Genomic DNA, 15,158 nt, shown 5'->3' on the forward strand with positions numbered 1-15,158 from the left:
CCCTTGCCACTTCTTTTCTCTGAAGAACAGTCACTTTCGCCCGTTCAACGGTCGAGAGCACCCCGCCATCGGTACAGCACAATGTGGATTTTGCAGTCTCCGAAACTCGGTGCTCGCCTCTACCTCTACGGCGACGCGCGATTCTGCAGGGCTGTGTTAGCGGAAGGAGACCCATCAATACGCCACTACACGTTCGAGGTGCCGCCAATTACCTATGTATCAGGCGGGACTGAGCAGAAAGCACAGGCTGATTGCGAGCTACATCATGCCGATGGCGCAGTTTCGCAAGAAACAATCTGGATGAATCCAACGGCCAGTCGAGAAGACGAGGACCGACTTGAAGCACTTCAGAACGTCGCGCGCGAGCGGGATTCGATATTCAGTCTTCACAAGCCAGGACTTAGCGGGAAAGGAGAAGCTGATTGATAACTGGATTGTCTTACTTGGGTGCATCAATCGAGCTCGACCCGACGTTCATGCTTGCTTTCGTGAGATAGAGGCACTCCAAAATTGCTTGCAGCGGGAGCGCCAGCCGACACTTACTCGTGTGCTTTCCTTACCTGGCATCGACCAAGCACGGATGCTTGCAGTCGTGGGGCGAGCGCTGCAAACAGGGACGCTGCAAACTAATCTGACATCCGCGTTTTTCGGAAGGTCATCAATACTGTCGTCAGTGTCGCCATGACCGCCGGAAGAATCCGTGCTCTCATCTCGCCTAACCTGGGTTCTCCTGAACGCTGGGAACAGCCCGATATAAGCAATCTGTCCGAGGACGACAAGGCCCTGTACAGCAAGCGTCGGGAGGCGGTTTTGATGTACGCCGAGGGCAAAACCATCGCAAGCGTTACCGAACGCACCGGCATATCGTACCCGGAGCTCAGACGATTGCTTAAACGTTGCACTGAATATAAAGCACCGACCACCATTTGGGGTTGTGAAGCACTGGTTCCAAATAGACGCATAGTACAGTACAAGCGTGTCGCCAGTTCGAGCGAACGCGATATCGGTAAGGTGCGAGCTGAAGCCGCTATGGGCATTATCGACAGGTCGTTAGGATATGCTGGCGCCTTCGACCAGCTTCTTCGTGAACATCCTGCAATTGAAGAGGCGCTGCTAGCAAACATCCGACTCAGAAGTTCGGGCAAATCGAACCGTGCATCGCTGTCGGTCAAAGAAATACACCAGAACTTTATCGCAGCAGCTCGAGCCAGCGGCGTCAGTAACCACGACTGGCCATTCAACACGGAGAAGCAGGGTTATAACACGATTGCCGCGTTCGTTAAACGCTTCAGTGGACAAGATAGTCAGGCCTTTGCAGCGAGATACGGACTACAGGCGGCGCAAAACCGGCGCCTGGACCCAGCGGGCGAGCGTATCTTTCCCGATTTGCGATGCATGGCTCGCGTTCAACTCGACTTCCACAAGGTCGACGCTGCCAGCATCATCGAAATTGAAATTGACGGCGTAGTCCACCCTATACCCGTACCGCGCTGGTACATCGGGCTATTGGCGGAGGTTTCAACCGGGGCGATTCTGGGACTCAATGTCGCGCTGGAGGCAAACCCCAGCTCCCTTTCCTTCCTGGAAACCGTCTCGAGCGCTCTATTCGGGTTGGAGCATAGCACTGAGATTACCGTCGGAGCCAATGAAAATCTTATCCTCATCAATAGTTTTTTGCCTGACGCAAAGAATTGCTGCTTTTCCCTCCTTGAAGTCGATAACGCGTGGGCAAACCTTGCGAAGGACTCAATCAACAATGTAATGGCGGTGACGGGTTGTGTCGTTCTGGTTGGAAAACCGTATCAATGGTGGGGGCGAGCCTTAATTGAAAATATTATCGGAAGGCTTACCGCCAACGGAGCGAAAAAGCTGGGCACAACCTACGGCTCAGGACCTAGCGACCCAAGGCGCGACGACCCCGTTGGTAAGGCCATTGTTCTAAGAGCTAACTTAGACGAACTAATATCTACAATCTACAAATCGGCCCGACAGCTGAACGTTACGCCGAACTCCACCAACAAGGGAAACTCTCCCTTACAGGCCATTATGGCCGCTTTCGAGCATCCGTCGAGCGGGGTGTTTCCCCAACCGCTGCCCCAATCGGACTTTCCGAGTTGGCTGCTACTCGCGACTATCGTAGAGCGGCCAGTAAAAGGCAAACAATCCGCCGGCAGAAGATGCTATGTGAATCTTTGGGAGTGCCGCTTCACACATAGGCGACTAACCAGCTCTTACGACTTGCTCGACGAGACGCTAATCCTCTATGTCAACAAGAAGGACGCCAACCAAGTGTTCGCCGTCGTCAAGAAAACCGGGGAGAAACTTGGTCTGTTGTTACCAGAGCACGCAAAGCGAAATGAGGCGGTGTCTATAAAAGAAAGGAGATTCGCCAACAAGTTCGCCCGAAGCACGCAGGCCCAAACAGATGCAAGTATCGTCGCCCAAAAAATTGAGCGGGACCAAGGGAAATTAGTCTTACAGGAAATGCCTGTCGCGTCTGATGTGCTCAACCTTGCTTCCCATCGTTTTCGCAGAACCGGGACAACCAAACCGCCTGCACCGCCGCACGCTGAAGGGCCCAACGCTACCCCGGCGGCCGCCGTTATCCCATCTCCAGCGTTAGGAGCCGACCCGTTCGGGCTCAGGCCTCGAATCGCCTCTCTCAAACGCAGTCGATAGCCATGCCAATCAATCTCTCAACGGTTTCTATCCATGCACCTCCGGAGCGGTCAGAGCCGGCAACAGATAGTTCGGCTGCGCAGAAGCTGGGGACGGCTCTCGAAAACCTCTCAAGTCATCCGATTTTTGGCTCATCCGACCTGATTGCAACACCACAAGTCGCAGAAGTGTATGGCGTTGTAAAGCCCATGGTCGCCGTTAACGACAGCGGAGCATTCATCTCTGCCGACCCGGGCGCCGGCAAGTCATCTTGCTTGCAGGTCCTACAAGCCTTCTTGACCCGCGACATGCCCTCCCTTTCCAGTTTCATCATCCCTATCAATCAGCAACAAAGCACTTCGATTCGGGCTTTCTATAAAAATCTTCTATCCATTCTGGAGCTTTCAACCAATGGTGAAACTCCAGATTTGCGAGCGCGGACTTTTACCCAACTCACGTATGTTGGATGCGAATCAAAAATTAGAAAAATCCTGCTATTTCTGGATGAGGCGCATCGAATGGGCATCACGGAATTTCAGTTTTTGAAAGATGTCTACAATCATTTGGCATTACATGGAGTATCCCTTATTACGATAATGGCTGGTCAATCGCCGAACTTGGCTGCCAGAATAACCGAGCTACGCACTAAGGGTTATGAAGACATCATTGGTCGATTTGCGTCCAGAGAAGTAACCTTTAGGTCATTCGAATCGGAAGAGGACGTGCGAGCGGTTTTTGACGCAATCGACGCAGCGGCATCCTCCGATGGCAGACGATGGACTGAATTTTTCTGCCCCAAGGCCTTCGCTAACGGTTTCAGACTAGGTTCAACCGCCAACCAGTTTTTCCGAATTTGGAGAGCCGGTGTGCCCGTAACGATGACGTCCAGTTTCACTGCTCGACCCTTTTTCAGAGCAATACGATATGCACTTGTCATGCTCGCAGGTATAGATGCCGAGACTATCGTACTACCGGACGAAGTGTTTGAGGATGCAATACTTTCATCTCGCCTCAGTGAAGGAGCTAATCGATGAAATCGAATATTTTGAAATACCAGAACCCTTAATGCACATGGAAAAATTATTCGGCTCCGAGACCTACCCCTATGAATCCAATCTGGGCATCGCGTGGAGGATTAGAGACCGGTCGTGTATCTCGGCTAGCGTTATAAAAGCGATGTATAAGAAACGACGACGCCTGCTTGCAGAAGGAATAGAGTGCGATTTCCCGCCAATCGGGTGCAGCGAATGGATTTTGGGCTCGTTTTGGCCCATCCACTTCTTCTTCAGATTTTGTCGCTTCTGCCTCGCAGAAGGCTACCATAGCGTTTGGCATCAGGCAGAGACACTGGTCCTGTGTCCCATTCACGATTGCGACCTCAGCATACATTGCGAATGCTGTCGACGCCCTGTTGGAATGTACGACAAATGCGGAAATGCGACCCGGACAGCATTTATTTGCAATTATTGCAATGGCCCCATATCAGGATATATTGTCAAGGTGCGTGCCGAACCCAGTAACACGGAAGTGTACGCTTTAGCAGAGGCCAGATTATCGAAACTCGAAGCGTGGACGAAGGTTGTAGAGGATATAAGAATCTCATCAGGCGATATAAAAAATTTCCCTTATTTCAGCCGTCTATCAACCCATCGTAGATTTCCCGTATTCCTGCGCTTCAATACGCCGCTTCCTCTGGCACCCGAACATTTTGTTCCGTTTCCCGACCTGATATATCTTAAATTCAAAAATCGGCCCACCAGCATGTTTTTCCGTTTAGGCAGAACAAATTTTCCAAACGGTCGGTCCTTTAGCCACCTTCTATCTTTGAGATTATTCTTAACGCGGGTGGCAGATGCGTTTAAAATAAAATCCCTACCGAATCCAGATGCGGTCATGGCGCAAAAATGCCCTCCAGCTGCTGCCGCGCTTTCCACAATACAATATATGTTTGATTTCACGCGGCCGGTTCATGATTCGCCACTAGGGGCGCATTTCGAGTTAGTGGGGAGAGAGGTTGTCCAGTGTACTGCACACAAATTTGAATTTGTATTTCGAATTCTAGCCATTTATTCGGAGCTTCTGGACTTTTTCTCTTATCGCGTTGGCAACGAAGGTATTCCCGTTGCCGAAATGCAGCGAGCCGTAGACCAATTGACCAGTTATGCTCGATTCTCGAAGACGTTTTACCGTCCTTCAGCAGACGTCAAGGATTGCGCCACGGCTACCTTAGCCCTGCCCGCGTCGCCAGAGTTTACAAGATTGACAAGTCGCGGAATCTTCAGACGCTGGAAGAACAACTTCGCCACGACCGCTGTCCGTTGACTCGAATCGACTACCTCCGGGTCCACCTACGTCCTGCGGCAGTAGTCGTTTTGGTGCGCTTGCGCATATGACAAAACTATAGGTGCAGCGCACCAAGACTATGGACGACCATCTCCGCGCCGCTTCCGGTGTGTTAATCGGCCCCATCCAAACCGTTCAGAAGAGGTTCCCATAGAACCTCCCAAGCACGCTTGCCGCTGCACGACCCAATCTCGTCGACGGTGCGCTTGCGCATGCTGGGCTGGAACGCAAGCGTCCCCTCTTCCGCTGACCGAAACATAAACACTATTGCTGGAACGCTACGGTTTCCGTATAACTTTAACTGAACGAGTTTTTCATTGAAAGCCTATACAATAGTATTCGACTCGAAAAAATACTATTAAAAACAATTACTTAGAATCTTCATTTCGTAACGTTTTCGCTGAGCCGCACTTAGTTCGCACGAATTTCACTCGCGGCTGGCGCAGGCGGGACACAGGCGGCGCGCCGCTTTCCACGGCACGGAGGCTTCATGTACACACGCATCCTCGTTGCAGTCGACGGCAGCAACACGTCGCGCCGGGCATTCGACGGCGCCCTCAGTCTGGCCAGCAAGCTCGGCGCGACGCTGCGCGCGTTCTACGCAGTCGAAAACACGCCGATGTATTTCGATGCGCCGGGCTACGACCCGTCGGTACTGCGCAACCGCCTCGTCGAGCAGGGTAAGGAGCTGACGGCGGAACTGTCGGCGGCGATGCGCGGCAGCGGCGTATCGGGCGATATCGCGGTCGGCGAAGCGTCATCGTTCGACGACGTCCCGACGCTCGTGCTGCGCGCCGCCGCCGAGTTCGGCGCCGACCTGATCGTGATGGGCACGCATGGCCGGCGCGGCATGCAGCGGCTGATTCTCGGCAGCGTGGCCGAGCGCTGCGTGCGCCAGTCGACGCTGCCCGTCCTGCTGATTCCGTCCGCCGCGAGCGGTGCGGACGCACCGGACGCATCCGTCGACGCAAAACCCTGATCTGCCGCAGGGCGCCCGCGGCACAAGGCGAACGAGGCGTGACGCCGCTCAACGGCGGATCACGCGTCGACGCGTCATTTTGCCGCCCGGTTGCACGAGCAACGAATGGGACAATGGGTTTTCACCCTCTTTTAGCTGGTCGGTCCCATGCTCAATCCTGCCGCTGTCGCTCCCGTCCGAGTCCGTCGCCATTCCGCCGGTTCCACGCATCAAGCCGCGCGCAGCACTGCGCGTTGCTCGTCGTGCGCGATGCGGCATCTGTGCATGCCGCAAGGCGTCGCGGCCAACGAGCTGCCGCAGCTCGAAGCGCTGATCTGCACGGCGCGCGCCGTGCGGCGTGGCGAGTCGCTGTATCGCGCGGGCGATTCTTTCGACAATCTGTACGCCGTGCGTTCGGGATCGCTGAAAACGGTGATGGCGCATCGCGACGGCCGCGAGCAGGTCACCGGCTTGCGGCTCGCGGGCGAAGCGCTCGGCCTCGACGGCATCAGCAGCGACCAGCACGCCTGCAGCGCGGTCGCGCTCGAAGACAGCTCTGTGTGCATCATTCCGTACGCCGCGCTCAAGCATCTGTGCCGCGAGATCGGCTCGATGCAGGAACGCCTGCACAAGCTGATGGGCGAGCAGATCGTCCGCGAAGCCGCGCAGATGATGGTGCTCGGCTCGCTGAGCGCCGACGAGCGCGTCGCGGCGTTCCTGCTCGACATCTCGGAGCGCAATGCGCAGCGCGGCTATTCGTCGGCTGAATTCAACCTGCGGATGACGCGCGAGGACATGGGCAGCTACCTCGGCATGACGCTCGAAACCGTGAGCCGCACCTTGTCAAGATTTCAAAAGCGCGGACTGATTGACGCACAAGGCCGCTTCATTCACATCGTCGATCCTGAGGGGCTGCGTCAGGTGGGACCGCCCGAACGTCCGGGCCGATAACATCTCGACCGGGCTCAAGGCGCATTCAAGGCGCGCTCAAGGGCACTCAACGCCGACTCAAAACGCGCTCGAAGCGCACACACGCGGCTGCGCCTCGCAAGCCGCCCGTGCGCACTCGCCTGGCACGTGTCGTGCGGGTGGGGTACAGTTCAAGACTGTCCCCCGAGGACGGGCGTCCCCGCCACGGCGGCTCGCTCCCGTCCCACGCTGCCCACGAGGAGACCCGGCCAATGAATCGCGACCCCGCTCCGCAACACCCGCTGGTCCAGCGCATGATCGACGCTCGCCGCGTCACGGACGCGCTGTTCGCGGTCGTCAAACCCGAATATCTCTATGAACGTCCGATCCGCGAGCGGCATCGGATCGTTTTCTACATCGGCCATCTCGAAGCCTTCGACCGCAATCTGTTCGACGAGCGCCTGTGCCCGCTGCCCGCGTTCGCGCCCGAACTCGACAAGCTGTTCGCCTTCGGCATCGATCCTGTCGACGGCGGGTTTCCGACCGATCAACCTTCCGACTGGCCTTCGCTCGACAGCGTGCGCGACTATGCAAGCAAGGCGCGCGAGCAGATCGACAGCCGGCTTGCCGCATTCGAGTTCGGCCGCGGCGGAATGGCGACGGGCTCGCCGGAGCAGTTGCTGCACGTGGCGATCGAGCATCGCCTGATGCACGCGGAAACGCTCGCGTACATGCTGCATCAGTTGCCGCTCCACATGAAGAGCGCGCCGCGCGGCGCGACGCCCGTTGAGCACGCATCGCGCAACGTCGGGTCGACGCCGATGATGCGCGTGCCCGCAGGCGAGGCCGTGCTCGGCATGAAGAAAGAAGACGGCCGCTTTGGCTGGGACAACGAATTCGGCGAACAGCGCGTGCAGGTCGACGCGTTTGAGATCGATCGGTACATGGTGACGAATGCGCAGTTCCGCGAGTTCATCGACGCGGGCGGTTATCGCGAGCGCGCTTACTGGACCGACAAGGACTGGGCGTGGAAGGAGGCGGAGGGCATCGCGCATCCCGTGACGTGGTCGCGGCGCGACGACGGCACGTGGCTGTTGCGTACGATGTTCGACGACATTGCGCTGCCGCCCGACTGGCCCGCCTACGTGAGCCATGCCGAAGCGAGCGCGTACGCGCGCTGGGCGGGCAAGGCGCTGCCCACGGAAGCGCAATGGCAACGCGCCGCGCAAGGCGTGCCGCACGCGCCTTCGGGCAACTATGACTTTCGCAGCTGGAACCCGCAGGCTGTCGATGCGTCGCCGGATAACGTCAGCGCGTTCGGTGTCGAAGGGCTGTATGGAAATGGCTGGGAGTGGACGTCATCGCAATTCGAAGCGCTGCCCGGCTTCGAGGCATTTCCGTTCTATCTCGGCTACTCGGCCAATTTCTTCGATGGACAGCACTACGTGCTGAAGGGCGGGTCGGCGCGCACCGCGCAATGCATGTTGCGGCCCACGTTCCGCAACTGGTTTCAGGCACATTACCAGCATGTGTATGCGGGGTTTCGCTGCGTGCGGAGCTGACGTCTTTTAATCTGCAATGCGTTTATCCCAGTTGCGCGGAGTCAGGCGAGAGAATTTCCTGCGCCCTTTCCCCATCGTCAGAACATCGGATGCGCATCCGGATAGAGCGCCGTTCTCAGCGCCAGTCCGCCGAGCACCACGAAGATGATCGCGGCGAGCACGTGAACGGCCTTGGTCGGCAGACGGTCCGCGAAACGGTGGCCGAGATAGATGACGGGCACGTTCGCGAGCATCATGCCGAGCGTCGTGCCCAGCACAACGCCAAAGAACTCGTGAAAACGCGCTGCGAGCGCGATCGTGACGATCTGCGTCTTGTCGCCCATCTCCGCGAGGAAGAATGTGAGCGCCGTCGTGCCGAACACGCCCATCGAGTGCTTCGTCGTGACGGCCTCCGCTTCGTCGAGCTTGTCCGGAATCAGAATCCACACGGCCATCAACGCAAACGACGCCACCACGGCCCAGTTCATCACGTGCGGATGAATGACGCTCGCGAGCCACGCGCCGAGCGCGCCCGAACCAGCATGATTGATGAGTGTCGCCACCAGCACGCCGAGAACGATGGGAACCGGCTTGCGAAACCGCGCAGCGAGGACGAGCGAGAGAAGCTGGGTCTTGTCGCCGATCTCCGCGAGACCGACGATGCTGGTTGAAACGAGGAACGATTCCATGTTGGGTTGTGATAACCGGGCCGCACAGTAAGACGACGATGACGCGCGTCTCCGCGACCCGGTCAGGTGGAGACATGCATCATCGGTCTTGCCAGGCGATTGCTGCACACGCCATGCGCCTTTCGGCCGCAAGTATGTTGACGTGCGCCCCGGCGCATCGCGCGCCGGGCGGCTACTCCCCGAAGAAGTGGACGCGATTATAGCCCTATCGCGGCGACATCAACAAGTCAGCGATTTCGATCGCGATCACCGCTATAGTCATCGCAATCAGCGCTGCGGAATCTTCCCGCCCAGTTCGTCGTCGATGAACGCGCGGACGATGTCCTTGAACGAAGCGTCGCCGTGCAGTCCTAGCTGCGTGGCGCGGGAAACATCCCACTGCGCGGGCCAGCTGCCGACGATCTTCTCGACGCGGTCATCGCGCTTCCATTCGACACGTGCCGCGACGGCATCGCCCGCCACTTCGCGCAGTGCCGCGATCATGCCGTCGACGCTGACGGACACGCCCGGCAGGTTCACCGTGCGCCGGTTGCCGAGCGCCGCCGCGTCGATCTCGCACGCCGCCACCAGACACTCGATCGCCTTGCGCGGTGACAGCAGCCACAGCCGCGTCGCGCCGTCGACGGGACACACAGCAGGCTCGCCGTTGAGCGGCTCGCGAATGATGCCGCTCGCAAACGACGACGCCGCCGCATTCGGCTTACCGGGCCGCACGCTGATGGTCGGCAGCCGCAGCACGCGGCCGTCGACGAAACCTCGCCGCGCATAGTCGTTCAGCAGCAATTCGGCAATCGCCTTTTGCGCGCCATACGACGACTGCGGATTCAGCGCGGTCTCGTCGAGCACGACGTCGGGCAAATCGCCGCCATACACCGCGACGGAACTCGTGAACACGACGCGGGGGCGATGTCCACGCTCGCGACACACGTCGAGCAAAAGACGCGACGCGTCGAGATTGATCCGCATACCCAGATCGAAGTCGGCTTCCGCCTGGCCGCTGACGATCGCGGCGAGATGGAAGATCGCGTCCGTCTTCGCGTCGATCAGACGTTCGAGCACGCTCCGCTCGGCAATGTCGCCGACTTCGACGCGCACGCGACTGTCGTCAGGCCCGGGCGCCGCGACGACGTCGAGCAGCACCAGCTCGGTAATGGGTTGACGCTGTCCGTCCGTGCCCTTCAGTTCACCGCGCGCGAGCAGTTCGCGCGCAAGACGCTGGCCGAGAAAACCCGCGCCGCCCGTGATCAGTACTTTCATGCTGCGTTGCTCCTCAGTGTTTCCGTTTGTCGAATGCGTTCAGGCGCGCGCCTTCAGCCACGGCTTCGCCCATCCCAGTCCTTCCGACGTGCCCGCGCGCGGCCGGTATTCGCAACCGATCCAGCCCGCGTAACCGAGTTCGTCGATCAGCGCGAACAGATACGGATAGTTCACTTCGCCGATATCCGGCTCATGACGCTCGGGCACCCCCGCAATCTGGATGTGGCCGATACCCGCCATGTCGCGTTTAAGCTTCACTGCCAGATCGCCTTCGACGATCTGGCAGTGGTACAGGTCGAATTGCACCTTCAGATTCGGCGCGCCGACTTCCGCGCAGATCGCCTGCGCGTCGTCCTGACGGTTCAGGAAGAAGCCGAGGATGTCGCGCGTGTTGATCGGCTCGATGACGACGGTGATGCCGTCGGCCCGCGCGGCCTTCGCCGCATACGCGAGATTGTTCAGGTACACCTCGCGATGCGCGGCGCGCGACTGCTCCGGCTTGATGAGACCCGCCATCACGTGCAGCCTGTCGTTGCCGAGCACGCGCGCGTACTCGAGCGCGCGGTCGACGCTGCGGCGAAACTCGTCTTCGCGGCCCGGCAGCGACGCGATGCCGCGCTCGCCGTTGGCCCAGTCGCCGGGGGGCGCGTTGAAGAGCGCTTGCGTCAAGCCATGTTCGTCCAGACGTGCCTTGATGTCGGCGGCGGAGAAGTCATAGGGAAACAGGAACTCCACGGCTTCGAAGCCGTCGCGCGCCGCAGCAGCGAAGCGGTCCAGAAACGCGTGTTCGTTGTACATCATCGTCAGATTGGCAGCGAAGCGAGGCATCGAAGCATCTCCTGTATTGGTTGGACAAGGGCCGCACGGGCAATCGCATGCGGACCGAGCGGTTCATTGTGTCGATGGTGCGCGGCTCACCAGCGCGCGCCGAACACCGCGCGCAGCTCTTCGAGCGCGGCTTCATCGAGCGGCGCCGGACGCGGGTTCGTCATCAGCCACAGGCGCGCCGTCTCTTCGAGTTCTTCCAGCACGTACGAAGCCTGCGAAACCGAGCGCTCCCATGCGACGGGCCCGAGCCGTTCGAGCAGCACGCCGCGCACGCTGTCGGCCAGTCCGGCGATGCGCTGCGCGACGTCGGGATCGCCCGGACGCCGATAGCGGATCAGCGGAATATGGCCGACCTTCATCACGTAGTACGGCGTGATGGGCGGCAGCACGTCGTCTTCGCGCCAGACGCCTGCGAGCGTCAGCGCGACGAGGTGCGTCGAATGCGTGTGCACGATGCCGCGCGCGTCGCGGTTGCGCTCGTAGACACCGCGATGCAGCGCGAGCGTTTTCGACGGCTTGCCGCCCGACGCGGCATGGCCGTCGAGATCGACCTTGGCGATCTGCGCCGGATCGAGCCGGCCGAGGCACGCATCCGTCGGCGTGATCAGCCAGCCGTCGTCGAGCCGCGCGCTGATATTGCCCGCGCTGCCGACCGTGTAGCCGCGCTCGTACAGACTCGCGCCCGTCACGCAGATTTCTTCGCGGACCTTTGCTTCGGCGGCTTCCGCGCTGGTGTGAACGGCGACCGTCATTGCGCGCCTCCTTCGAGATGACGCAACGCCTTGGCGAAGAAATCGACCGCGCCGAAGTTGCCGGACTTGAGCGCGAGCGCGAGCGGATCGTCGCCGATCGTGGCCGTTGCGGGCACGCCGGGATCGATCTGCCTGCCGATGCGCAGCATCCGCACACCGAGCGCCTGCACGACCGCGCCCGACGTTTCGCCGCCCGCGACCACGAACCTGCGCACACCGAGATCGCGCAGCCCGCGCGCAATCGCGGCGAGCGTGCGCTCGACCAGTTCGCCCGCCTGCGCGACACCGAGTGCATTCTGCGTGGCCTTCACTTCGTCGGGCGTGGCCGTTGCGTAGATCAGCACGGGTTGCGGCTGCGGCGCGTTCATATGCTCGCGCGCAAACGTCAACGCCTGCTCGACGACGGCCTCGCCGCGCGCAGCCGCGATGGGGTCGATACGGAACGCCGGGCGCGATTCGCGCCACGAGGCAACCTGCGCGTTCGTCGCCTTCGACGCACTGCCCGCCAGCACCGCCGACAAACCCTCGATGCGCGGCAGCTCGCCCGCGTCGGCGGCATCGGCGAGCAGGCCGGCGCGGCGGAAGTTCGCCGGCAAGCCGAGCGCGACACCCGAGCCGCCCGTGATCAGCGGCAGGTCCGCGCACGCTTCGCCCAGCGTGTACAGATCGGCGTCGGACACGGCATCGGCGATGGCCATGCGCACGCCGTCGCGGCGCAATGCGTCGATCGCGTTGCGTACTGTGTCCACGCCCTGCGCAATCGCGTCGTAGCGCACGAGGCCGACTTTAGAGCGCGTCTGCCGCTGCAGCACGCGCACGAGGTTCGCGTCCGTCATCGGTGTCAGCGGATGATGCTCCATGCCCGACTCGTTGAGCAGCACGTCGCCGACGAACAGATGCCCGCGATAAATCGTGCGGCCGTTTTCCGGAAACGCCGGGCACGCGATCGTGAACGGCGTGCCGCCGCCGATCGGCGAGACGGCATCGAGCAACGCATCGGCGACGGGTCCGATGTTGCCCTTGTCGGTCGAGTCGAAGGTCGAGCAATACTTGAAGAAGAACTGGCGGCAGCCCTGCGCGCGCAGCCATTCGAGCGCGGCGAGCGACTGGGCGACGGCGTCGGCGGCGTCGATCGTGCGCGACTTCAGCGCGACCACCAATGCGTCCGCTTCGATGTGCGAACCGGCGGCAGGAACGCCGATCGTCTGCACGGTGCGCATGCCGCCGCGCACCAGCATGTTCGCGAGATCGGTTGCGCCCGTGAAGTCGTCGGCGATGCAGCCGAGCAACGGCTTGTGTGCGGCGTTCGTCATGTGCTCAGGTTCCTCTCGCTCAGCGTTTCGCGGGCACATCGATGCCCGGGAAGATCTTGATGACGGCGGAATCGTCCTCGCCGCCGTGCCCGGCCGTCGACGCCATCATGAACATCTGATGCGCAGCCGCCGACAACGGCAATGGAAACTTCGAGCGGCGCGCCGTGTCGAGTACGAGGCCGAGATCCTTGACGAAGATATCGACGGCCGACAGCGGCGTGTAGTCGCCGTTCAGGATGTGCGGCACGCGGTTCTCGAACATCCACGAATTGCCCGCGCTGTGCGTGATGACGTCGTAGAGCGCGTCGGGATCGACGCCTTCGCGCAGACCGAGCGCCATCGCTTCGGCCGCGGCGGCAATATGCACGCCCGCGAGCAGCTGGTTGATGATCTTCACCTTCGAGCCCGCGCCATGCTGGTCGCCGAGCCGATATACCTTGCCCGCCATCGCCGCAAGCACGTCCTCGCACGCGGCGTAGGCGGCAGCTGGGCCGGAGGTCATCATCGTCATGTCGCCCGAAGCCGCGCGCGCGGCGCCGCCCGAAACCGGGGCGTCGAGCATCAGCAGGCCCGCCGCTTCGACGCGCTTGCCGAGATCGACGGCAAACTCGGGCGCAACCGTCGCGCACGCGATCACGACGCTGCCGGGTTTCATCGCGTTCACCGCGCCCTGCTCGCCGAACAGGACGGCATCCGTTTGCGCCGCGTTGACGACGAGCGTGACGACCACGTCGCATGTCGCGCCAAGCTCGGCGGGATTCGCACACGCCTTGCCGCCCGCGGAGACGAACTGGTCGAGCGCTTCGCGGCGCACGTCGCACGCGTGCACAGCGAAGCCGCCGCGCAGCACCGAGCGCGCGACGCCCATGCCCATCGCGCCAAGACCGATCACACCGACATTTCTGGACATACGTTTCCTTTGGAACAGGCTTCGGACGCGCTCGCCACGCGTCGGGGATTCAGCGGATGCCCGCTTCGGCGAGGCGGCGCGCGGCGTTGTACATGTGCGTCTGCGCGGCATTGCGCGCGGCCATCGGGTCGCCTGCGCGGATCGCCGCGACGATCGCCGCGTGCTCGTCGCGCACCTGGCGCGAAAAGTCCTCGCGCAGCGCCTCGTTGCGACGCGTGACGACGGTGCCCGCTTCGAGGTACTGGTTGAGGAAGGTCAGCGTCTTCAGGAAATACGGATTGCCCGTGACGGCGGCAATCGCGCGATGAAACGCGACGTCTTCCGCGACGCCGTCGCGACCTTCGGCGACGGCGTCGTCGATCTTCCGGAGCGCGGCGTCGATGGCCATCATGTCGGCGTCGGTGCGGCGCATTGCGGCCTCGGCCGCCACTTCGGCTTCAATGGCGCGGCGCACGGCGAGGATCTGCAGCACGGAGCCGCCTTCCATCGCCTCCGCGTAATCGATCCGCAGCGGCCGGATCACGCCGTGCGCTGAAACGTAGACGCCGCTGCCCTGACGCGGCTCGACCACACCCTCGTTCTTGAGACGCGAGATCGCTTCTCGGATCACCGTGCGGCTCACGCCGAATTCCTGAGCGAGGACGGCTTCGGTCGGCAGCTTGCCGCCGCGCGCGAAGGCGCCCGCGTCGATTTGCGCGAGGAGTTGTTGCGCGACGGTGTCGCTAAGCGCTTTGTTGGGGATTTTTTCGAACATGCGGGGGGCGGATTTGCCATGTTATACGGTCATCATACAAATTTTCGTTTGATGCGGGTTGTGGGGGAAACCCTTAGCGATTAGCCGTTTGCGCTGGCATGGGCGGTGGCGCGTTTGAGGCGCGGGCGTTGCCGGTGTGTGTTTGCCGCCTCGGCGGGCGGCGCAGATGGGCCGCGACGCTGATCGTGCTGATCATCCTCGTCGTCGTGCTGGGACCTTTCGTTTATGCCGGTTTCGCGCTGGGCG

The 15,158-nt window shown here is 60.9% G+C and carries 13 protein-coding genes and 1 riboswitch; of the genes, 6 read left to right on the forward strand and 7 right to left on the reverse strand.

The features are described 5' to 3' along the window. Positions 1-681: 681 nt before the first annotated feature. From H3V53_RS10645 to H3V53_RS10670, 6 genes are all read left to right on the forward strand, one after another. Positions 682-2,679 (forward strand): helix-turn-helix domain-containing protein, encoded by a 1,998-nt coding sequence (locus tag H3V53_RS10645; protein ID WP_336597880.1) that lies wholly within the window; start codon positions 682-684, stop codon positions 2,677-2,679. Between the two features lie 2 nt (positions 2,680-2,681). Further along, on the forward strand, positions 2,682-3,692 hold the full coding sequence (locus tag H3V53_RS10650) for an ATP-binding protein (protein WP_336597881.1): 1,011 nt from the start codon (positions 2,682-2,684) through the stop codon (positions 3,690-3,692). 466 nt (positions 3,693-4,158) lie between these two features. Beyond that, positions 4,159-4,980 (forward strand): hypothetical protein, encoded by an 822-nt coding sequence (locus H3V53_RS10655; protein WP_336597883.1) that lies wholly within the window; start codon positions 4,159-4,161, stop codon positions 4,978-4,980. A 511-nt stretch (positions 4,981-5,491) separates the two neighbouring features. Next, on the forward strand, positions 5,492-5,980 hold the full coding sequence (locus tag H3V53_RS10660) for a universal stress protein (protein WP_336597884.1): 489 nt from the start codon (positions 5,492-5,494) through the stop codon (positions 5,978-5,980). Between the two features lie 135 nt (positions 5,981-6,115). After that, positions 6,116-6,910: a fumarate/nitrate reduction transcriptional regulator Fnr gene (fnr, locus tag H3V53_RS10665; protein WP_336597895.1), complete on the forward strand. Its 795-nt coding sequence runs from the start codon at positions 6,116-6,118 to the stop codon at positions 6,908-6,910. A 230-nt stretch (positions 6,911-7,140) separates the two neighbouring features. Further along, entirely contained in the window at positions 7,141-8,430 is a 1,290-nt protein-coding gene (locus tag H3V53_RS10670; RefSeq protein ID WP_336597885.1) for an SUMF1/EgtB/PvdO family nonheme iron enzyme, read from the forward strand. Between the two features lie 77 nt (positions 8,431-8,507). Here H3V53_RS10670 and H3V53_RS10675 read toward each other — a convergent pair whose 3' ends face one another. The 7 genes from H3V53_RS10675 to H3V53_RS10705 form a co-directional block, all read right to left on the reverse strand. Further along, complete coding sequence (locus tag H3V53_RS10675; RefSeq protein WP_054924007.1) at positions 8,508-9,098, reverse strand: TMEM165/GDT1 family protein; 591 nt, start codon at positions 9,096-9,098, stop codon at positions 8,508-8,510. Positions 9,099-9,111: 13 nt separating this feature from the next. Continuing rightward, positions 9,112-9,289: riboswitch (yybP-ykoY riboswitch) on the reverse strand. 76 nt (positions 9,290-9,365) lie between these two features. Next, positions 9,366-10,355, reverse strand: coding sequence for a D-erythronate dehydrogenase (gene denD / locus H3V53_RS10680; protein ID WP_336597886.1), 990 nt, complete (start codon positions 10,353-10,355; stop codon positions 9,366-9,368). 39 nt (positions 10,356-10,394) lie between these two features. Then, on the reverse strand, positions 10,395-11,183 hold the full coding sequence (gene otnI / locus H3V53_RS10685) for a 2-oxo-tetronate isomerase (RefSeq protein ID WP_336597887.1): 789 nt from the start codon (positions 11,181-11,183) through the stop codon (positions 10,395-10,397). Positions 11,184-11,269: 86 nt separating this feature from the next. Further along, the gene (gene otnC, locus H3V53_RS10690; protein ID WP_336597888.1) at positions 11,270-11,935 is read right to left on the reverse strand and encodes a 3-oxo-tetronate 4-phosphate decarboxylase; all 666 of its coding nucleotides are present in this window, start codon (positions 11,933-11,935) and stop codon (positions 11,270-11,272) included. Beyond that, positions 11,932-13,248, reverse strand: a complete 1,317-nt coding sequence (gene otnK, locus H3V53_RS10695) for a 3-oxo-tetronate kinase (protein ID WP_336597889.1) — start codon at positions 13,246-13,248, stop codon at positions 11,932-11,934. Before otnK ends, otnC begins: the two co-directional genes overlap by 4 nt. Before the next feature lie 19 nt (positions 13,249-13,267). Then, positions 13,268-14,269 (reverse strand): L-threonate dehydrogenase, encoded by a 1,002-nt coding sequence (gene ltnD / locus H3V53_RS10700; protein ID WP_336597890.1) that lies wholly within the window; start codon positions 14,267-14,269, stop codon positions 13,268-13,270. Beyond that, a complete protein-coding gene (locus tag H3V53_RS10705; protein WP_336597891.1) occupies positions 14,208-14,912 on the reverse strand; it encodes a FadR/GntR family transcriptional regulator in 705 nt (234 codons plus the stop codon). Before H3V53_RS10705 ends, ltnD begins: the two co-directional genes overlap by 62 nt. Positions 14,913-15,158: the final 246 nt, after the last annotated feature.

This window comes from Paraburkholderia bengalensis, assembly GCF_037126505.1.
Lineage (GTDB): Bacteria > Pseudomonadota > Gammaproteobacteria > Burkholderiales > Burkholderiaceae > Paraburkholderia > Paraburkholderia bengalensis.

Excerpts from the sequence above, each read along its gene's own strand:
- H3V53_RS10645 (WP_336597880.1), top strand. The coding sequence starts at position 682 with ATGACCGCCGGAAGAATCCGTGCTCTCATCTCGCCTAACCTGGGTTCT.
- H3V53_RS10650 (WP_336597881.1), top strand. The coding sequence starts at position 2,682 with ATGCCAATCAATCTCTCAACGGTTTCTATCCATGCACCTCCGGAGCGG.
- H3V53_RS10660 (WP_336597884.1), top strand. The coding sequence starts at position 5,492 with ATGTACACACGCATCCTCGTTGCAGTCGACGGCAGCAACACGTCGCGC.
- H3V53_RS10670 (WP_336597885.1), top strand. The coding sequence starts at position 7,141 with ATGAATCGCGACCCCGCTCCGCAACACCCGCTGGTCCAGCGCATGATC.
- H3V53_RS10675 (WP_054924007.1), bottom strand. The coding sequence starts at position 9,098 with ATGGAATCGTTCCTCGTTTCAACCAGCATCGTCGGTCTCGCGGAGATC.
- denD (WP_336597886.1), bottom strand. The coding sequence starts at position 10,355 with ATGAAAGTACTGATCACGGGCGGCGCGGGTTTTCTCGGCCAGCGTCTT.
- otnI (WP_336597887.1), bottom strand. The coding sequence starts at position 11,183 with ATGCCTCGCTTCGCTGCCAATCTGACGATGATGTACAACGAACACGCG.
- otnC (WP_336597888.1), bottom strand. The coding sequence starts at position 11,935 with ATGACGGTCGCCGTTCACACCAGCGCGGAAGCCGCCGAAGCAAAGGTC.
- otnK (WP_336597889.1), bottom strand. The coding sequence starts at position 13,248 with ATGACGAACGCCGCACACAAGCCGTTGCTCGGCTGCATCGCCGACGAC.
- ltnD (WP_336597890.1), bottom strand. The coding sequence starts at position 14,269 with ATGCCGCGCAGACGCACATGTACAACGCCGCGCGCCGCCTCGCCGAAG.
- H3V53_RS10705 (WP_336597891.1), bottom strand. The coding sequence starts at position 14,912 with ATGTTCGAAAAAATCCCCAACAAAGCGCTTAGCGACACCGTCGCGCAA.